The organism is Desulfovibrio faecalis (assembly GCF_053570625.1).
In genome coordinates this window covers 276,658-295,267 of sequence record NZ_JBRBQR010000001.1, presented here as the reverse complement: position 1 = coordinate 295,267, position 18,610 = coordinate 276,658, and the positions used below count along the sequence as shown (strand labels likewise).

Annotated in this window: 15 protein-coding genes; 5 read left to right on the top strand and 10 right to left on the bottom strand. The window is 60.0% G+C overall.

The genetic code is table 11. From position 1 onward, the window contains the following. Window positions 1-252: 252 nt before the first annotated feature. The 3 genes from ACUZ79_RS01220 (at window position 253) to ACUZ79_RS01210 (ending at window position 4,491) form a co-directional block, all read left to right on the top strand. The gene (locus ACUZ79_RS01220; RefSeq protein ID WP_449250451.1) at window positions 253-2,586 is read left to right on the top strand and encodes an ATP-binding protein; all 2,334 of its coding nucleotides are present in this window, start codon (window positions 253-255) and stop codon (window positions 2,584-2,586) included. Between the two features lie 89 nt (window positions 2,587-2,675). Then, entirely contained in the window at window positions 2,676-4,115 is a 1,440-nt protein-coding gene (locus ACUZ79_RS01215; RefSeq protein ID WP_449250450.1) for a sigma-54-dependent transcriptional regulator, read from the top strand. Window positions 4,116-4,233: 118 nt separating this feature from the next. Then, window positions 4,234-4,491, top strand: a complete 258-nt coding sequence (locus ACUZ79_RS01210) for a hypothetical protein (RefSeq protein WP_240823258.1) — start codon at window positions 4,234-4,236, stop codon at window positions 4,489-4,491. A 264-nt stretch (window positions 4,492-4,755) separates the two neighbouring features. Here the strand turns inward: ACUZ79_RS01210 and ACUZ79_RS01205 are convergent, their stop codons facing one another. The 4 genes from ACUZ79_RS01205 to ACUZ79_RS01190 all read right to left on the bottom strand — a co-directional run bounded on the left by ACUZ79_RS01205 (window position 4,756) and on the right by ACUZ79_RS01190 (window position 12,361). Beyond that, window positions 4,756-8,067 carry a UvrD-helicase domain-containing protein gene (locus ACUZ79_RS01205; protein ID WP_449250449.1) on the bottom strand — a complete coding sequence of 1,104 codons (3,312 nt, stop codon included), beginning with the start codon at window positions 8,065-8,067 and terminating at the stop codon, window positions 4,756-4,758. Window positions 8,068-8,121: 54 nt separating this feature from the next. Then, a complete protein-coding gene (locus tag ACUZ79_RS01200; protein WP_449250448.1) occupies window positions 8,122-8,976 on the bottom strand; it encodes a tRNA1(Val) (adenine(37)-N6)-methyltransferase in 855 nt (284 codons plus the stop codon). 125 nt (window positions 8,977-9,101) lie between these two features. Beyond that, complete coding sequence (locus tag ACUZ79_RS01195) at window positions 9,102-11,348, bottom strand: peptidase U32 family protein (protein ID WP_240823255.1); 2,247 nt, start codon at window positions 11,346-11,348, stop codon at window positions 9,102-9,104. Beyond that, on the bottom strand, window positions 11,345-12,361 hold the full coding sequence (locus ACUZ79_RS01190) for an NAD-dependent epimerase (RefSeq protein WP_449250447.1): 1,017 nt from the start codon (window positions 12,359-12,361) through the stop codon (window positions 11,345-11,347). The genes ACUZ79_RS01195 and ACUZ79_RS01190 overlap by 4 nt, the downstream gene beginning before the upstream one ends. A gap of 147 nt (window positions 12,362-12,508) precedes the next feature. On the opposite strand from ACUZ79_RS01190, the gene ACUZ79_RS01185 reads away from it, so the two are divergent. Continuing rightward, a complete protein-coding gene (locus tag ACUZ79_RS01185; RefSeq protein WP_449250446.1) occupies window positions 12,509-13,510 on the top strand; it encodes a hypothetical protein in 1,002 nt (333 codons plus the stop codon). Window positions 13,511-13,529: 19 nt separating this feature from the next. After that, window positions 13,530-13,904 (top strand): winged helix-turn-helix transcriptional regulator, encoded by a 375-nt coding sequence (locus tag ACUZ79_RS01180; RefSeq protein WP_240823252.1) that lies wholly within the window; start codon window positions 13,530-13,532, stop codon window positions 13,902-13,904. Between the two features lie 35 nt (window positions 13,905-13,939). On the opposite strand, the gene ACUZ79_RS01175 is transcribed toward ACUZ79_RS01180, so the two are convergent. From ACUZ79_RS01175 to ruvX, 6 genes are all read right to left on the bottom strand, one after another. Next, window positions 13,940-14,137: a tautomerase family protein gene (locus ACUZ79_RS01175; RefSeq protein ID WP_227118795.1), complete on the bottom strand. Its 198-nt coding sequence runs from the start codon at window positions 14,135-14,137 to the stop codon at window positions 13,940-13,942. A 302-nt stretch (window positions 14,138-14,439) separates the two neighbouring features. Then, window positions 14,440-15,132 (bottom strand): precorrin-8X methylmutase, encoded by a 693-nt coding sequence (locus ACUZ79_RS01170; RefSeq protein ID WP_240823251.1) that lies wholly within the window; start codon window positions 15,130-15,132, stop codon window positions 14,440-14,442. Between the two features lie 7 nt (window positions 15,133-15,139). Then, complete coding sequence (locus ACUZ79_RS01165) at window positions 15,140-16,807, bottom strand: cobyrinate a,c-diamide synthase (protein ID WP_449250445.1); 1,668 nt, start codon at window positions 16,805-16,807, stop codon at window positions 15,140-15,142. A gap of 49 nt (window positions 16,808-16,856) precedes the next feature. Beyond that, the gene (locus tag ACUZ79_RS01160; RefSeq protein WP_449250444.1) at window positions 16,857-17,093 is read right to left on the bottom strand and encodes a hypothetical protein; all 237 of its coding nucleotides are present in this window, start codon (window positions 17,091-17,093) and stop codon (window positions 16,857-16,859) included. Between the two features lie 10 nt (window positions 17,094-17,103). Further along, on the bottom strand, window positions 17,104-18,174 hold the full coding sequence (mltG, locus tag ACUZ79_RS01155; protein WP_449250443.1) for an endolytic transglycosylase MltG: 1,071 nt from the start codon (window positions 18,172-18,174) through the stop codon (window positions 17,104-17,106). Next, a complete protein-coding gene (gene ruvX, locus ACUZ79_RS01150; RefSeq protein ID WP_022659004.1) occupies window positions 18,171-18,608 on the bottom strand; it encodes a Holliday junction resolvase RuvX in 438 nt (145 codons plus the stop codon). The genes mltG and ruvX overlap by 4 nt, the downstream gene beginning before the upstream one ends. Window positions 18,609-18,610: the final 2 nt, after the last annotated feature.

The window sequence follows — 18,610 nt, the reverse complement described above, 5'->3', positions numbered from 1 at the left end:
CCTCCTTAACTCGCTCCTTGTGTGCCGCCCCCATGGCGGCATCCCGGTTAAGAAAACAAGAAACGTACCAAAACCTGCAAATAAAATAAAAAAATAATTAGTAGATAATCAAGATAATTGCGTGAAATCGAAAGAAAAAGAGTGATTGCGGTCACAGAAAAATTCAGAAAAAAAAGACAGATTCAGAAATAAATGACAACACCTATGGAAGGGTGAGCAATGCTGCGCGAATCATTAGTAAAGTCGAAGAAGATGCCGTGGTTGGTTCTTGTCGCCAGTATGGGCTGGCTTGGATTCACTGGCTTTCTTTACAGTCAGGCAGTGCAGGTCAATGCAGAGCATAGCCTTGAGTTGGAGCATACACGACTTTCAACCATGGCGCAGCAGTTAATGGACGCAAGAAACTGGAATGCAGCGCACGGCGGCGTATATGTTGAAAAAAGTGATTACGGCCAGCCAAACCCATGGTTGCCAGAATCGGAGCGCACCGTAACCACGCAGGATGGGCGCACCCTCGTGCTGGTCAATCCTGCATACATGAGCCGCCAGCTGGCGGAGCGCAGTTCGCGCGAAGGGCTTACCATCAGCGTAATTAGCAGTGCGCCGCTGCGGCCGGAAAACATGGCGGATGTGTGGGAAAAGTCAGCACTTGCCCGCTGTGCGGAAGAAACCCCCGAAGTGTTTACGGCTCCACAACCGGGCAATGGCCAAAGCTTGCGCCTGCTGAGCGTGCTTATGGCCCAGCAAAGCTGTTTGCGGTGCCATGTGAACAAAAAAGTGGGGGAAGTGCTTGGCGGCATCAGCGTGAGCCAGGATGCAAGCTCATTCCACAAAGGTCTGGAAAGGCAACGCTATAACATGCGTTTGCTGTACGGCCTGCTAGCGTTCACAGGGGTGCTTGCCATTGGCTGCCTGACCTTTAACCTCACGCACCGGCGCTGGCTGGCGGAAGAAGCCAGCCGCATGAAAAGCTCGTTTATGGGGCACCTCAGCCACGATATGCGCACCCCCCTGACAGCCATTGTGGGAATGAGCGAACTGGCACAGCGTGCTGACCTGCCAGAAAAGGAACGCAAAAAGGCCTTGGGCTATCTTGCGCAAGCCGCAGAGGCCCTGAGGGAAATGGTCGGCGACATAACAGACCACGCAGCACTGGAGCAGGGAACTCCCACGCTTGAAGCCACGCCCTTTGATCTGCGGGAGTGCCTCGCAAGCTGTGTGAACTTGTACATGCCCATTGCCGACAGCAAGGGGATTACCCTTACCCTCGGACTGGACGAAAATTTACCGCAATGCGCGGTGGGCGACAGCTTTCGGCTGCGGCAGGCCCTGGGCAACATTGTCAGCAATGCGGTCAAATTTACAGAGGTTGGTTCTGTTCGCATTTACGCCACAGCGCTTGAAGGCACACGTGAACATCTGAATCTGGCGATTTCTGTCAATGACACAGGTCCTGGCATGTCGCAGGAAGATCAGGACAGGGTGTTTGAGAGTTTTCAGCGGGGGCGCGATACTGCGCGCACACCGGGAACTGGCCTCGGTCTGAATATTGCCCGCACTCTTGCAAGGCTTATGGGCGGGGATGTGAATCTGGCTTCACGAGCAGGGCAGGGGGCCTGCTTCACGCTCCACGTGCGGCTCTTGCAGTGTGCGCAACCCGAACAGGCTACAAGCAGAGAGAATGTGCCCAAGTCAGATGTAGCCAAGTCTGAGGCGCAGGATAGCGCAACGCAGTTACTGGCTCGCAAAAAGGTACTGGTGGCGGAAGACACCGCATCCATTGCCTATGCCATGCAGCATATGCTGCGGGGCATGGGGGCAGAGCCCGTGGTGGTTGAAACTGGTGAAAAGGCGCTGGAACAGCTGCGGGATCCGCACCAAGGGCATTGGGATTTGCTTGTGCTCGACAGTCGGTTGCCCGGCATTGATGGGCTGGAAGTGCTGCGCGCTTTGCGGAACGGCGATACTTTGTCCCCGGCAAAAACTCTCGCCGTCGTCTATACTGCAACAACAAGCGACACATTTCTGCGTCAATGTGAAGCGCTAGGCGCGGATGGCGTGTTTTTAAAACCCTTGAGTTTTGAACAATTGCGCCATGAACTGAAAAAAATGGTGACAGCAAAGTCGGCTGAAAAATCGACCGATTACCCAAGCAAGCCCCAAAATGTCACCCAGGAAAAAAGCGCATTGCCGAATATGTCTGCAAACATACAAAATGAGCAACAATCAGCAGATATTCAAAGCAAAAATACGATTTGGAACCGCAATGCAGCACTCGAAGCGATGGATGGCGATGAAGACGTGCTGAAAAGCCTTGCCAACGTATTGGAAAGTGAACTTCATGAGCGTCTGCAAGCCCTGAACGTCGCCATTTCCACGGGTGATTTGGAGCAACTGCGCCGCACAGCCCATGCCTGCAAAAACTCGGCAGGCGTCATGCGGCTTGATCGTCTGCGCGCAGCAGCGGCGGCAACAGAAGATGCGGAATCAGGATATATTGCAGAAGAAGCGCAAAAATTGCGCTCAGCAATGCTGGAAGCCGTTCAGGCGCTCGCAGCAGATGTGGAGCAGTGCAAGACCGCATAAGGTACATACCCGGGCAGGGTTTGCTGGTAGAAGCGGTAAACGTGCAGGCAAAAAAACGGCAGAAGCAGGATTGCAGGGGGAACAAGCTGATGGCCAAAGTGCTTGTGGTGGATGATGAAGGACTGATGCGCACAATGGTGCAGGTGGTCTGCAACCGCATGGGGCATGAAACCCTGCTGGCCGCATCTATTCAGGAAGCGCTGCGTATGGTCAGCGAGCCAGTGGATGTGGTCTTGCTGGACGTATGGCTCCCGGACGGTAACGGGCTTGAATATCAGGCCGACTTTGCGCATTTGCCGGGCGCGCCGGATGTGGTTGTCATCACTGGCAACGGCGACGGCGACAATGCCGAGGCCGCCTTGCGCTCCGGAGCATGGGAATTTCTCACCAAGCCATTGCAGATGCGGGATATTGAACAGTGTTTGCGCCAAATTCTGCAATTCAGGCAAAATCGTACCCCTGTATCAGAAGCTCTGATTGTAGACAGCGGGCATATTCTTGGCAGCGGGCCTGGTATGAGCCGCGCTCTCAAGCTGCTGGCTCAGGCTGCAAAAAGCGAAGTAAATGTGCTTTTGCTGGGTGAAACCGGGGTAGGCAAGGAACTCTTTGCCCGGGCGCTCTTTCGCAACAGTGCAAGGGCAGCCAGGCCATTTATAACGGTTGACTGCGCCTCGCTGCCAGAAACGCTGGTGGAAAGTCATTTGTTCGGCCACAGCCGTGGTGCGTTCACTGGTGCGGACAGAGCGCGCGAGGGGCTGCTGCTTGCGGCAGACAAAGGCACGCTGTTTCTAGATGAAGTGGGTGATCTGCCACAGCCCATGCAGGGGGTTTTTTTGCGGGCACTGGAGCAACGGCGTTTTCGCCCTGTGGGCGAGGTACGCGAGGTCAGCAGCGATTTCAGGCTGGTGGCCGCCACCAACAAAAATCTGGAACACATGGCCAAGGAAAACAGCTTTCGGGCAGATCTGCTCTACAGGCTGCAAGGTCTCACCATTGTGATTCCGCCATTGCGCGAGAGGCTTGATGAAATCCCCGCCTTGGCGCGACAGGCCATTGCGCGTTTTTGTCTGGGTAGTGACCAGCCGGAAAAGACCATTTCCAACGAGGCTCTGGATGTGCTGCTGGAATATGGCTGGCCCGGCAATGTGCGTGAACTGATCCATTGCCTCGAGCGGGCATGCCTCACGGCGGGGAAAAGTGATCTGATCCTGCCTGCGCATCTTCCCACGCGCATGCGTGTGGATTCAGTGCGGCGCCGCATGGGTCAAGGAACTGTGCTGCCAGTCAAAGAGAATGGAATACTGCATGCGAATGATGGGGCGGGGCTAGGTTCAGTCGAGAATGGTTTTCTGGTCAATGAGACGTTGGGGCAAAAACCGCCCAGCCTGCGTGAATGGAAATCGCAGGCTGAGAAAGCCTACGTGCGGCAAGTTTGGGACATGTGCTCGGAAGACGTGCGAAAAGCCTCGGAAGTAGCAGGTATTTCGCGCGGGCACTGGTATGAGCTAATGAAAAAGAATGGCCTGTAGCAAGGGGCTCAGACCGGCGGAGCAAAAAAACGCGGCAAACAGCCAGGGATGCTTGCGTCAGAAAATAAAAGGAGCTATAGGCGAGAAAAATCGGCATTGAAAGGCAATGTTAGAGCTTATGAACAAGAGTCCCATTACTGTCAGAGGGTATGTCGCGGCGGTGCCGCGTTCTGTGGATGCGCGCCAGGCCCGTGTCGCTGTTGTGCAGGATGATGTGGAATACCGCATTGTACCGCGCGGCGCCGGGGTTGACCTGGATGACGAAGTCAGCGTGCCCGTGGAAGTTTCAGGCATTATGGATGAAGCGGACGGCGTGGTATACCTCACCGTGCGCGGCTACAAGGTGCTTGAAGACGACTCCTGGCTGGAAGAATAAGCGGCTTTATTGCGTCACGTTGTGATGCACTCTTGAGCAGTTTTGCCGGGTGTGGCGTTCGTCAGGCCGGACAGCTTGTTGCGCCCTTGTTTCCAGGCCGTCAGAGACAGGGGCAAGCGCGGTGCAATGCCCCTGTGCCCAATATAGCTCGTTGAATCGCCCGTCTCTGTCTCTGGCCAAAATCAATCCCGCAACTGCACAAGCGCCATTGGCGCTTTTTTTTGTTCTTCATCCCGCTGTTGATAGCGCGGGCGGGGCAGGGGATCAGAGCAGGCTGATCTGTTTCTGCTCCTTACGGGTGCGCATTGCCAGCGTGCTGTGCCGGCAGAATTCACAAATCTGTCCCATGAAGGGCGAGGGCTGCAAATGCAGGGTGCGCCCATAAAGAGTGCGCTGCGCGCAATGACTGAGAAAAAGCGCCCGCGCGGCACGCGTCAGACCCACGTACAGCAGACGGCGTTCCTCGGCTTCGTTGTCCTCGATTTGGGCGCTGCTGGTGGCGGCATCCGTGGCAGGGAACAAAAGTTCACGGCGTAAAGGCAAAAGACCGTCTTCAAGCCCCGGCAGGAAGACCGCCTGAAACTCAAGCCCTTTTGAAGCGTGCAAAGTCAGAATCTGCACACTTTCGGCCTTGGCACGCACAAGCTCGGCCTCCTGAAGCCATGCCAGCTGCTCAAAAAAGCCCGCCCAGTGACCGCTCTGGTTCCAGAGGCGGCACAGTTCACGCCATGAGCGGCTGCCGGTAAAGACTTCCCCCGCCCAGGGCTGCTCCGCGAGCCAGGGGAGCATGCGCTCCGGCGCAGGCAGGCTCTCTGCTGCTGTCCAGCTTTGCGGCAATGCGTCCTGCTGATCCTGACCCTCGGTGGGCATTTGCGCAAAACCGCAATGAGAGCCAAGCAGGCCCAACAGGCGCGCGCATGTGGCGTCCTGCCAGAATCCATCCTGCGAGGGCGCGGCGCAGGGTATCCCCGCCTGTTCAAGGGCAGCCCGCAAAGGTGGAATCTGCGCTTTCAGGCGAACAAGAACCGCAATGTCGCCCGGTGCCAGTGCTCCGGCCAGACCATGCAGGTCGTCCCCCCTGCTGTGATCCAGCAGGGTGTGGGCCGTAGCGCCCAGCAGATGTCGAACACGCTCTGCTACCCAACGGGCCTCGGTGCGCTCATCAGGTGCGGAAAAGAGCCGCAGTTCAGCCGTGAGGGATTGCGCGGCCAACAATGGGCCGCACTGCCCCTTGTGGTGCAGAAGGCTGCGGGCCATGTCCAGCACGCTCTGGCTGGAACGGAAGCTCTGCCCAAGGCGGAAGACGTTCAGCCCCGGCCAGCAGGCGCGCAGACTGGCCTCGCTTTGGCCCGTAACTCCACGGAATCCGTAAATGGCCTGATCCGGGTCGCCAATGCCGAAGAATCCATGCCCATCAGCAGGCAGCAATGCGCGAACAATGGCAAGCTGCACAGCGGAAAGATCCTGTACTTCATCCACAAGCACGTGCTGTGGGCGCTCGTTTTCGGGCAGGGAGCGGGCGTGGTCCAGCCACCAGTCCAGAAGGTCGGCGTAGTCCACATAGCGCTGCCCCATGTTCTTGCGCGCCGCATAGTTGGCAGCAGCTCGGGCCAGAGGGCTTTGAGCAGGCTCATGGGCAAGAACACCGCCCTCACGCGCGAGAGCAAGGGCATCCCACAGTTTGCGCGCATCGCGCTTTTCCAGCTCCGGATTCGCAAGGCAGAACAGATTGAGCGCGGCATCCTCGCCAAGCAGGAGCGGGGGATTGTCGGCGCTGGCAGCGCGCAGGGCCGCCCATGCCATGCCGTGCAGGGTGTCGCACAAGGGGAGCGCAGCTTGCGAGGTTCCCGCAAAGGCCTTGCCCAGTCTCTCCCGCAGTTCATCCGCAGCGCGCCGTGTAAAGGTGACAGCCAGCACCCTGCGCATGTCTGCGCCTTCTTCCACCAGCCATTGCAAGCGGCCCACCAGAACGCGGGTTTTGCCCGCGCCGGGGCCAGCCAGCACCAGCACGGGCGCTGGCCCTGCTGCAAGCGCCGCCTGCTGTTCGTCAGAATAGGCAAAGACCTGCGCAGGCGTGTCAGTTGTCGCTGCGGATTTTACTGCAGAAAAATTGCTTGTGGCTGCTGCGTTGGTATCACCCGCAAGGGGGAGGCTCGCTCGACGCACCCGCACGGACGCGGGCTGTCCGGCAGTAGTCTGCGCGTCCGCAGACGCAAGCGGTTCAGCCTTTTTGCGTCCCCGCTTGGCAGGAGTCTTTACGCCCGGCAGGGTGCCGCGCGCATCGGCCAGTTCCTCCGGAGAGAAAACACGCACAGTGCCGTATTCGCCGTCATAGCCCCCTTCGCGGTAGACCTGACCGCGCCGCATACGGGCCACAGCTTCGCCCAGCGGCTCCCAGTGAGCGCGGATGTCTGCTTCCGGCAGGCTGCAAAGGATATCCAGCTCCGGCCCCAGCTCGCGCAGCAGACTGCTGTAACGCTCCTGCACCCGGCGCGAGGCCGGGCCAACGCCAAGTATTTCACCCACGACTTCAGCCAGCGGAATCAGCGGGCGCACTTCTGGTTCGCGCGGGAGTTCCGGCGTGGTTTCCCTGTCCGCCAGTTCCAGCACCCGGTGCAGTACGCCGACTGTGAGCGGCTTGCCGCAGACCGGGCAAATGTTGCCAAGAGCCAGCGACTCTTTAGGCTCCAGCACCACGTTGCAGGCGCGGTGCCCGTCAAGGTGGTATTTGCCTTCATCAGGATAGAATTCCATGGTGCCGAGAAAACGGCAGTCCAGATTGCTCTGGTCTTCCCGCCGGGCAGAGGCGCGCAGGGCAGCAAACATGCCCGTATAACTGGGGTGGCCCGCAAACAGATTGGCCTCGCGTCCAAGGTTGGCCCCGGAATGCGCGTCCGAATTGGACACAAGAGCGTAGCCGTCAAGCCTGCTGATCAGGCGGTTCATGGCCGGGTCGGACGAAAGGCCCGTTTCCAGCGCAAAAATGTGTTCCGAAAGATCGCCGTAGCAGTCTTCAAGCCTGTCAAAGCCTGACTTGGAGCCGAAAAGCGCAAACCAGGGCGTCCACACATGGGCGGGGATCATCACTGAACCGGGCGCGCATTCCAGCATGATTTCAAGCAGGTCGCGCGAGTCCAACCCCAGGATGGGGCGGCCATCGGCATTAAGGTTGCCGATCTGCGCCAGCCGCAACGAAAGGCGCTCCGCATCTTCCAGAGTAGGCACAAACACAAGGTTGTGCACCTTGCGCACCTTGCCGCCGCGTTTGTAGATGGAGCTGATTTCCGTCTGCAGCAGAAACAGCGGGTCGGCGGATTCCTGCATGCCGGGACCAGCCTTGGAGTCCATAAAATCCAGAGTTTCCGGCTCCACAGCCAGCCTGTACAGTCCCGTAGTTTCGTCCAGCACGAGCTGCTCCGCCAGTTCCGCTCGCCACTGGGGATGTGTAAAATCCCCGGTGCCCAGTATGTTGATACCTTTGCAGCGCGCCCAGGCCGCCAGATGACGAGGATTGAGGGCCTTGCTTGTGGCGCGCGAGAAACGGGAATGGATGTGCAGATCAGCTATAAAATTCATAATTCACCCTGTGGGGATGGAATCTGTGTGGGATTGATCACAGCAAAGCCTGCGTCAGGCCAGCCAGGGGCAGAAGCGCAGCGCCTGTGTAGACCACCGAGGCCCACGTTTGCCGCCGCCTGTGACCTTGCTGGTTCCTGAGTTGTCATTGGTGGATGCCCCGGTGTGCAGCGTCAGCGGCGTTTCAATCACGGTTTCGTGCGCGGTATTCTTGCGGGCCAGAGCCAGAATCCGCAATGCGGGTTTTGCCCTGTGCGTTCTCACTGGCAGCAGGAGGCGCAGCCCGAGGCCAGCATCGTTCAAGCCCGCGCACAATTGCGGCAAGGCCGGGGCATCATAGATACAGCAAAAACAGCCCTGGTGGCGCAGCAGAGCTGCCGCAGCTCGGCAGAATAGCTGGAGCACGTATTCCCGGTTTTCCTCGCCCGGTGCGCCACGCAGCGCCCGTTCGCGCATATGGCGGGGCGAGGGCCTTCCGGCGACTCCATAGGGCGGATTTGCGAGAACCAGATCAAACTTTCCGGCATGACTGACGCCTGTCGTACCTGCCAGCTCTGACAAGAGTTTTCTGTCGGCCAGATCAGCTTCGGCAAAGCGCAGCCTGTCTGTCAAGCCAAGGCGAGCGGCGTTGACAGTGGCGGCCTGCACGAGCGGTGCTTCCCTGTCCAGCCCCAGCCCGGTAATGCCAGGGAAACGCAAGGCCAGCCCCAGCAGGGCGGCTCCGCAGCCACAGCCAAGCTCTGCCGCAGTCAGATGTGCCTGACGTGGCGCGTTCAGGCTTTCCACATGCCGCGCAACAAAGGCAGACAGCAGGAGGGCATCCGCGCCAAATCGCAGGCTGCCTTCCGGTTGTTCAAGCCCGCGTGGAAAAAGCTGACGGGCGCTGTAAAAAGGTTCATCCGTGTGCATTGGGGCTTCCTGCGCCGGAAAAAGGGCCGCCGGCAGAACATTGTTTCTGACGGCGGCCCGCAAGTATGTGTCAGGATGCTGCGAATGCGGTTAGCCCCCCCCCGGTGCTTGGGGCGACAGGCCTCTTACAGCAAGTCCCCTTCCCAGTTGAACAGGCTCTTGCGCCGCATTTCGGGCACGGAGGCTGGCGGATTTTCCTGCATGTGCGCAAAGAAACCGTATCCCGCCGAGAGCAGTTCCTGCCTTTTGGCGGTGATATCCAGCGGCCAGCCGGGATAAATCCAGATGTTGCCGCCGTACTGCCGCGCCCAGAAGGGTTCGCCCATGGGGCTGAGGAATGGCTCGTTGGGTTTGACGCCCAGCATGCCGAAACGGCTGATGCCAACGGGCCAGTAGCCGGAAAGCACCACGCCAAGCGGCAGGGGGCTTTGCGCGGGCAGGGCCAGCATGTCCTCCTGCGCCAGTTCAGGGCTTACAAACGCGCCCGAAAATCCCATATTGGCAAGTATGCCAAGGGCCGAGGCATTGGCCGCGTTGCAGAAAGGCCCGGCCAGCAGGTCGGCGTTTTCTTCAAGCTGCTCAGGGAACAATCCGCGTTGCCACGGAGCATTGCACACAAAATGCCGCGCGCCGTCACGCCACAGCCGCCCGATGGAGCGGCGGACGGTTTCTTCCTCATCTGGCCAGATAACCGGCGGGAGCCACCAGCACATGCGCGGGGCAACAGTGCGCGATAGTTCGGCGCTGCGCGCCGAAAGCCAGAGGGCCTGCAACTGGCTTCGGCCTGTGCGGGTCTCCTTGCCGTGGGGCACGCTTGAGCGCACATACATGTCGGGCCGGGTTTTGGCCTTGATGGGCCTGGGCAGACGCGGGTCGCTTTCCACAGCCTTGCTGGGGCGGGAGGGCATGGCCTCAAGGCGCGCCTGCCAGCTTTTGATGATGCGCATAAGTTCAGGTTCGCGCCGATCAATAAGAAAGACTGGCGTTCCGGCCTTGGGCGTCTTGTGCTTGGGCAGGCGCAGGGTAAGGCTGCCGCCCTTGGGAATGCGCCTGGTTACGGGCATGGTGGCATGCCAGCGCTCGTCTTCAACACCAACACGCAGGTAATCCTGTGGCAGCAGTTCAAAGAAGGGCTTGAGCGTCACGCCGCCTTCAGGCTCGATGCGAATCTTGCCCGCCAGCAGGCCGGAACTGGTCTGACCGTCCGGGGTGGTGGGGATGGTGTGGTCCTTCTGCGGCAAAAAGCGCGCGCGTGTGGAGGGCCGCCCCAGCGACATTTGCAAAATTTCTTCCGCCGCCTTGCGGGCCTGGGCATCGCCGGGGTTGTCGCGCAGCATGCGATAGGCCGTAACCACGTGGTACACGTAGTGCGGGCCTTTTTTGCGGCCTTCGATCTTCCACGACACAAGGTGGGGGATGTTCAGCAGGGTTTTTGCCAGCACGTCCAGCGAAAGGTCGAGGCAGGAGAACCAGCGTCCGTTGTGTTCCTTGCCGCGTATCTGTCCGCGCGAGGCGGGGCGGCGCGGCGCGTCAAAAGATTCGTTGCGGCGGTCGTCCGGCCTGCCGCGTCCGGCCCGTGGGTCACGCCCATCGCGTCCGGTGCGGTTTTTGCGGGCAATATCCATGCGGGACTGTTCCTGGCGCATGCGATCCTGTTCCTCGCGTTCCGCATTGCGCACAAGGGCAATGGCAGCGGGGCCGCCCTGACGGTACACGCGGCGGCAGGGCTGCACGCAGCGGCCCCGCAGGCCGCTTTTGCCGCCCATGTAGCTCGACCAGTAGCAACGGCCAGACACGCAGTAGCACAGCGCGCCGTGCACAAAACATTCAAGGTCAAGGCCTTCGGGGCAGGCCTCACCCATGGTGCGGATTTCATCAATGGAAAGCTCGCGCGGCAGGATAACGCGGTTGGCGCCGAGTTTTTTTGCCTGCAACAGGCTTTCCGGATGGGTGAGGTTGGCAAGGGTGGAAAGAAAAAGCCCGCCCTCAAAACCTGCCTGACGCGCCAGATCCAGCATTGCCAGATCCTGAACGATAAGCCCGTCCGGCCTGACCTGACGGGCAAGGCGCGCCGCCAGCCGGTATGCCTGAGCCGGTTCGTTGGGCTTGACCAGGGTATTCATGGCCACGTAAACGCGGGCGTTTTCCGCATGGGCAAGGTCTGTCAGGCGCGAAAGTTCCGTCAGGCCAAAGTTTTCTGCCTGCATGCGGGCAGAAAAATGTTTGAGGCCCAGATAGATGGCGTCTGCCCCGGCGGCAAGAGCGGCCAGGAATGAAGGCGCGTCGCCCGCCGGAGCCAGAATTTCCGGCCGGGCGGGCGTGGGGGCGGATATGTTCAGATGATCCGCAGAAGTGGAGAAAGTGTCGTTCATATTTTATAATACTCTTTGTACCAGGCCACAAAGCGGGCTATACCCTCGCTGAGAGGCGTGGAAGGGGCAAAGCCGGTGGCGGCGGTGAGGTCGTCAATATTGGCCCAGGTGGATTCAACATCGCCCGGTTGCATGGGCAGAAGCTCCTTGCGGGCTTTCATGCCAAGGGCGTCTTCAAGGGTGCTGATGAAATCGTTGAGTTCCACCGTATTGTTGTTGCCTATGTTGTAGATGCGCCAGGGCGCGGAGCTGCTGGCGGGGTTGGGATTTGCGGTGTCAAAGTCCGGGTCGGGCTGCGGGGCCAGGGGCAGCAGACGCACCACGCCTTCAATGATGTCGTCGATATAGGTAAAATCGCGGCGCATGCGTCCTTCGTTGAACACCTTGATGGGTTCGCCGCGCACAATGGCGGTGGTGAACAGGTGCAGGGCCATATCTGGTCTGCCCCATGGGCCGTATACGGTAAAAAAGCGTAGACCCGTGCAGGGCATGCGGAACAGATGGCTGTAGGAATGGGCCATCAGTTCGTTGCTTTTCTTGGTGGCGGCGTACAGGCTGACCGGGTGGTCAACATTATGGTGCACACTGTAGGGTCGTGCCGTGTTCATGCCATACACGGAAGAAGACGAGGCAAAAAGCAGATGCCCCACCTTGTTCTGGCGGCAGCCTTCAAGAATATGCCCAAAGCCCAGCAGGTTGGCATTGAGGTACGATTCCGGGTTCTGGAGGCTGTAGCGTACGCCAGCCTGCGCCGCAAGGTTGACCACATGGGTAAAGCCTTCGCGGGCAAACAGGGCGGCCATTGCAGGGCCATCGGCCATGTCCAGCAGTTCAAAGCGGAAGCGCTGCGCCTCCGGCATGGCGGCAAGTTGGGCCAGACGGTCTTTTTTTAGTTGCACATCGTAATAGTCGTTGCAATTATCAACGCCCACCACGCTGTGCCCATCGGCCAGAAGGCGTTGGGAAAGATGGTATCCAATAAAGCCCGCTGCGCCTGTTACCAGAACATGCATGAGAACCTCCCAGTGTGCATGCAGGCAAAGTATGCCAGATGCGCGTTCTGGGCAAGAGCGGCGCGCAACGGTGAAATCCTTGTTTCGGGGTATGGGGGCTTGCGGGAAAAAGCGCCGCAACGTATGTTTTGAGAACCGAGGTAACGAATGCAGAAAGCAGAGAATAAAGGATCCGAAACGCAAGGCAAGTCCGCATCTTCTGCGGATAAAGGCCGCCGTCAGGATCGCGCAGCCTGGTACGCTGGTCCGTACAAGGACGCGCTTATATATCTTATGGTCGCCATCTTTTTTGTAGAGATGATTGTTGGCGGCATTTCTTTTTTTTACGGCGTCATGCATGCAGCGCCGGATGTCCCCGGCGGCCCGCCGTTGGCGCGCTTTCCCTGGCTTGGCTGGGCCGTTGCCGCAGTGCTTGCCCCTGTGGGGCTGATGCTCATTGTACACCTTTCCGGCACCTGGGTTTCGCGCTATCTGGGGCGCGAGGACAGCATGCAGGGCGGGCAGGGAGCAGGGCCAGCGGCTGACGATGAGCAGGTTCCTGAACGGCTGCGCCGTTTCTATGCCATAATCCGCAACGCGCCCACGGTTGTTTTGCTGCTGGGCATCATGCTGCTGGGTGCCGGACTGTTTTTTGTGGACGGGGCATTTTCTGCCCTGATGCGCCTGGGCGGTGCGCTGGCAGAATATATCCCCTGGATTGCGGGCAGTCTGGCCGCTCTTATTGCCGTGTGCTATCTGGTGCACCGCTGGTTTGTGTACCGGCACCACCGCATGCAGCAGGAATATGAATACCGACGCGAAGTGCTGGAACGCACGGGCATTGTGCTGGTGGACAAGGGCTGCATACCCCTGCCGCAGAATGAGGTGCAGCGTCTGGCTCTTGGTGGGCATGTGGTGGAGGCGCAGGCCTTGCCCCCGGCCCTTGATGCCGAAGCTGCGTCGGGTGATGCCGCTGCTAACGGGAATGGAACGGCGGGGCATGATGACGATGTGACCGATGCGGAAATTATCAGCCCCGCCACGGCAAATCCGTCTGAAGATACGGCTGGCGCGACCCCTGCGGACAGCGCTGCCAGGCCCGCTGATGCGTCAAAGCCCGTGGATGCTTCCGCAGCCGATGAGGCTGAAAAGCCCCACAAGCAAGGTTAACTGCTGATATGGCACCATCATGAGCATACCCACACCAGGTAAACCTGTTCGAGGTTCGCGTAGCGGCGTGCCGCTCATGGCGCTGTTTGATCTGTTGGGCAAGCGGTGGGCCATGGGCGTCATCTGGCAACTGCGCAAGGGCCCGGCCACGTTCCGCGCCTTGCAGGATGCCTGCGAATCCATATCCCCGGCGGTGCTCAACAGCCGTTTGAAAGAACTGCGCGAGGCAAAGCTCGTGTGCACCACCAATGATGGCTATGCTCTGACAGACATGGGTGTGGAGTTGAGCCTTCTTCTGGAGCCATTTGGAGCCTGGGCCATTACCTGGGCTATGGAAGTGGCCCCGGAGGAAGCCGAACGCTGGAACGAACTGCTCAGCAAAAGGCTCACGTAGCCTCCTCCGGGGATTCCTGCGCAATCGGACCGCGACTATTGCTGCGCAGCCTTGATCGCCTTGAGCGTCCGGCCTCCCAGACCGATGGCATCGGTTGCATATTCCTCAACAAATACCACAAATTTTTCCTGCGGAACGGACGTTGCCGCCACTGCGGCTGCGGTCAGGCCTTCAATCAGGTTTTTCTTCACTTCTTCCGTTGTGCTGTGCATGGCTATGGTGATGACGGGCATGGTTTGCTCCTTGTCGTTTGATCTTGCTGCTTGCGCTCCGCATATTTTGCGAAGCTGCAAGCAAGGGTGGTGTTCTTGCGCGCGCTATGGAATGAATAGCGCGCTATGAAAAAAATAGCAAGAGATGCCCAAGGTCAAGTTTCAAAGACAGCAGGGTGTGCCCGCATGACTGATTTTTCAAGGTTTAGCCGCCAAAAGCTGATGGGCATTCCCTGAACGTGTTCATGTTCAGGGAATGCCCATTTTCAATAACCAGCCAGTATCAGGCTTTTACTGAAAAAAACTGCTACCTTGTGCCGTATCTAAAGAGCCGCAACCTGCGTGAGGCCGCGCCGCGCAAGGGCTATGTCAGCCAGTGCGTTGATGCAGGCCGCCGCCACAGCGGAGCCGCCCTTGCGGCCCAGCAAGGTAAAGTGGGGCCAGGGACTTTGCCGCAGAAGTTCCTTTGACTGCGCTGCGTTCACAAAGCCCACAGGCATGCCCACTATGAGGGCGGGTGGCTGCGCGCCTTGCGCAAGCACGTCCAGAAGCCCCAGCAGGGCAGTGGGTGCATTGCCGATGACCACAATGTTGCCGCCCATGTTCCGCGCAATGCTCTCAAGCCCGGCGCGGGAGCGCGTGGTGCCCCGGCTGGCGGCAAGCTCCGCAAGACCGGGCAGGGCCATGAGCGGGGTCACTGATACCCCTAGCGGTTCAAGGCGGCGCATGGGCAGGCCAGCGGCAGCCATGCGGGTGTCGGTATACACCGTGCAGCCCGCGAGCAGGGCGCTCACTCCAGCTTCAAGGCCCTGGGCGCTCAGCCGCAGGTCGCCCACGATATCCGTATCGCCGAGGGTGTGGACACAGCGGCGGGCCACTTGCCAGAGCGGGCCGCTAAAGGTTCGCGGCTCGGGAATTTCCGCATCTATGATGGCGAAAGAGCGGTTTTCTATGTCGGCTGGGGTGCAGGCCGGGTCAAGATCAACACTGATTTTGTCTGTGGGGTTGTAAACCATAAAATCCTCAGTGGCATGTGTCTGAAAGGTAGGCGGCGCAGGTGCGCAGCCATGCGCGCCAGAAGCGGCGGGAGCCTTCTGGATAGCAGTGCAGCCATGATCCGGCGACATGTCCGAGGCGGCAGCCTTCATCCCGCAAAAAACGGCCCTGACTGTCGTAAAGCTTCCACAGGGGACGGCATGGGGTGGGCAGGGGTATTTCTTCTTCCTGCGCATAATGAAATTCGTGCCCGCGCACCCACAAGGGGGGGGCGGCAGGCCGTTTAAGCGTGGGACATGTGGGCGCGGGCCAGTCAGGCGCGGCCTGCGCGCCCCGGTAGCCCAAAGCAGCCTTGCTTGCGCCAAGTACGCAGTTGCGCGGCAGGAGGCCGCTCATGGCGTGCCCTTGCCCTGCAATCTGCACGGACTGCATGAGATAGATATAGCCCCCGCACTCGCCGTACATGGGCATGCCCTGTGCAGCCAGCCTGTGCAGGGCATCGCGCATGTACGTGTTGGCGGCAAGGCTTGGGGCATGCAGTTCCGGGTAGCCGCCGGGAAAGTACAGGCCAGAACATTCGGCTGGCGGCGCGGCGTCCCGTAATGGGGAAAAGGTGACAATGTGCGCCCCAAGTTCGTGCAACACGGCGGGCAGATCCGCATAGCAAAAGCTGAAAGCCTCGTCCCAGGCCAGACCCACAACCGGCCTGCGCTTGCGGTGGGGATGAGGTGGGTGCTGCGTTTGTGCGTCTGAAAGGGGAAAGAATCTGTCTGACGGCGGTTCATGTGCCTCGGATAACCGTGCTTGCCGGGCAACTTCCGGCATTGACGCCCCGGACTTGTCTGCATCGATTGCCCTTCGTGGGGTCTGCACTCCCGCCAGTTTGAGCATGCGGTTTAGGTCGCAGTGCTGCTCAACCCATTGGGTCAGGGCTTGCCTGTCCACCGCTGGCAGGGCCTCGCGCGCTTCCACAAGCCCCAGATGGCGGGAGGGAAGTTCCGGCGCGCCATGGCGGGGCAGCAAGCCCAAGAGGGGCACGCCAGCGCTTTTTGCCAAGGGCGTCAATGACTGGCGCAGCAGGTCGGCGTGGCGGGTGCTGCCCACATGGGTGCACACCATGCCAAGAAAGCGAACAGGCAGGCCGCCAGCCCATGCGGGACGGTGATGCAGAAAGCCCTCTGCCAGAGCGGCAATGGACTGCCCCATACCGCCTGCGTTGAGTATCAGCAGCACGGGCAGACCCAGCAGGGAGGCCAGATGCGCAGTGCAGCCAGCTCCACGGTGCCCGCCGTCATAGAGGCCCATGGCCCCTTCCACCACCAGCAGGTCTGGCCTGGCGGAAGGACTTGTTACGGCCTTTGCGCCGTCCGCGTCCCCATGCTGGGAACAACCTGCTGACATGCGTTCAAAAAAGCGGCTCAACCCTTTGGGGATGCGCCCTGCGGGCAGTGGGCGTTCGGCAGGGGACGGCGCGGCTTCCCGGCACATCCAGGTATCCAGATTGGCTGCGGGCTGGCCTGTCAGCGCCGCATGAAAGGCTGCATCAATATAATCCGGCCCGGTCTTGGCCGCGCGGGCCATGAGCCCGCGAGCGTGCAGGGCGCAGAGCAGGGACAGGGTAAAGGTCGTTTTGCCCGCATTGCTGCCCGTGCCGCCTATGACAAGGCCGGGTATGCTCGGCTGCGGCTTGGGCATGCTTGCGCTCCGTAGGGTGTCGGCTGGGATTGCCTTGCGGCAGACGCTGTCAGCGTTGTCGCAGGGCCTCGGCAATGATGGCCGCGTCTGCCTCTGGCCGGGCTTTGAGCTGCAGCTCGGGGTTGCCGCCGGAGCAGGCAAAACCTTCTGCCCCCAGTTCCACAAAACCGGCGGAAACAACGCGGCTGTAGGGCAGCTGTTCGCGCATGTCGCTGTGGTCTACACGGCGCGGAAAGATGAAAGGCACTTCCTGACCAGAAAAGTCTTCAACGATGAGGTACTTCACAGGGGCCTCCTCAGCGCGCGTCGGGCGCGGCGGGCTTGGCATTGCGGCGGTTTTGCAGATACTGCCGCACGGCCTTGTTGTGGTCATTGAGGTTGGTGGAAAAAACATGCTCGCCACCATCGAATTTCGCCACAAAGTACAGATAGTTGTGCGCCTCAGGGCGGACAGCTGCGGCAAGGGCCGCAGCGCCGAACGAGCAGATGGGGCCTGGCGTCAGGCCGGGGCGCTGATACGTGTTGTAAAGATTGTTGGGATCGTCCAGATCGCGGCGGCGCAGGTTGCCGTCAAACTTGGGGCCAAGGCCGTAAATCACTGTGGGGTCGGCCTGGAGCAGCATGCCCTTGTTGATGCGGTTCTGGTAGACCCCGGCCACGCGGGCGCGTTCTGCGTCAATGCCTGTTTCCCTTTCCACAATGGAAGCAAGGATAACCCATGTTTTGAGCTGTTCTGTCTGGCTCGGCCCCGGTTTTTTGCCATCGGGCCACACGTTGGCGGTCTTGCGCCAGAAGTTGTCCACCATGCGTCCGGCAACGGCCTTTGCCTGCGCCAGATCGACAACGTCATTCTTTTTGAGCAGATATGTATCCGGCATCAAAAAGCCCTCAGCCGTGGCAAAGGGGATGCCGTAATGACGCAGAAAGTCCGGGTCGGTCACGACCTTGCGAAAGTCGTCAAAAACCACAAGTCCGGCCTCTTCAAGCACCTTGCCCGTCTGCCACCACGTGAGGCCTTCCGGCACGGTGACGCGGTACAGCACGGGGTGCCCGTTGACCAGCTCGTCCAGCACTTTTTCCGGCAGCCAGCCCGTATTGAGGGCGAATCTGCCAGCCTGGAGGCGGTTTTCCCATTTTTTATAGCGGGCCAGCAGGTCAAGCTTGCGGGCATCGGTAACAACACCCTGCTTGACCAGCCCTGCGCTTATCTGCGCCAGACGCGCCCCGGCTGGTACGTCAAAAAAGACATCGCGGCCTGGGGTTTCCGGTGCGGTGGTGAGGAATGTGTGAGCCTCATAAGCCACCCATCCTCCGCCTGCGAGGGCCAGCAAAAGCAGCAGGCCCAGCGCGCGCAACAGTGTTTTCATGCGGGTCTCCGGTCTTGGGGCGCAAGCGAAAGAAAGGAAGAAAGAATGCGCACGGCGGCCTGCTGGTCAAGCACGGCCTTGCGTTTGCGCATTTTCAGACCGGCCTCGCGCAGGTCGGCCCAGGCTTCCTCGGAACTCAGCGCCTCAATCATAAAGAAAAAAGGCAGCGGCACCCGGCGTTTGAGCCGCTCGGTCACGTTGCGTATCTGGCGGGTGGTCATGGTTTCTTCCCCATCAAGGGTCAGGGGCAAACCTACCACCACCGCTTCTGCCCCGGCCTCGGCAATGCGCTCGGCAAGGGCGGCCAGAAAGGCCTTGCGGTCGGTAAAATCCTCAAGCCGCAAGGTAGCCAGCGGAAAGGCCAGCCGTCCTTCAGGGTCGGATGCGGCAAGGCCCGTGCGGGCCAGACCGTAATCAACGGCAACGAATTTCACTG

Bases quoted from the DNA above. Each gene is read 5' to 3' on its own strand.
- ACUZ79_RS01195 (WP_240823255.1), bottom strand. From the start codon at position 11,348: ATGAACGACACTTTCTCCACTTCTGCGGATCATCTGAACATATCCGCC.
- ACUZ79_RS01185 (WP_449250446.1), top strand. From the start codon at position 12,509: ATGCAGAAAGCAGAGAATAAAGGATCCGAAACGCAAGGCAAGTCCGCA.
- ACUZ79_RS01170 (WP_240823251.1), bottom strand. From the start codon at position 15,132: ATGGTTTACAACCCCACAGACAAAATCAGTGTTGATCTTGACCCGGCC.
- ACUZ79_RS01220 (WP_449250451.1), top strand. From the start codon at position 253: ATGCCGTGGTTGGTTCTTGTCGCCAGTATGGGCTGGCTTGGATTCACT.
- ACUZ79_RS01190 (WP_449250447.1), bottom strand. From the start codon at position 12,361: ATGCATGTTCTGGTAACAGGCGCAGCGGGCTTTATTGGATACCATCTT.
- ACUZ79_RS01175 (WP_227118795.1), bottom strand. From the start codon at position 14,137: ATGCCCGTCATCACCATAGCCATGCACAGCACAACGGAAGAAGTGAAG.
- mltG (WP_449250443.1), bottom strand. From the start codon at position 18,174: ATGAAAACACTGTTGCGCGCGCTGGGCCTGCTGCTTTTGCTGGCCCTC.
- ACUZ79_RS01200 (WP_449250448.1), bottom strand. From the start codon at position 8,976: ATGCACACGGATGAACCTTTTTACAGCGCCCGTCAGCTTTTTCCACGC.
- ACUZ79_RS01205 (WP_449250449.1), bottom strand. From the start codon at position 8,067: ATGAATTTTATAGCTGATCTGCACATCCATTCCCGTTTCTCGCGCGCC.
- ACUZ79_RS01180 (WP_240823252.1), top strand. From the start codon at position 13,530: ATGAGCATACCCACACCAGGTAAACCTGTTCGAGGTTCGCGTAGCGGC.
- ACUZ79_RS01215 (WP_449250450.1), top strand. From the start codon at position 2,676: ATGGCCAAAGTGCTTGTGGTGGATGATGAAGGACTGATGCGCACAATG.
- ACUZ79_RS01210 (WP_240823258.1), top strand. From the start codon at position 4,234: ATGAACAAGAGTCCCATTACTGTCAGAGGGTATGTCGCGGCGGTGCCG.
- ACUZ79_RS01165 (WP_449250445.1), bottom strand. From the start codon at position 16,807: ATGCCCAAGCCGCAGCCGAGCATACCCGGCCTTGTCATAGGCGGCACG.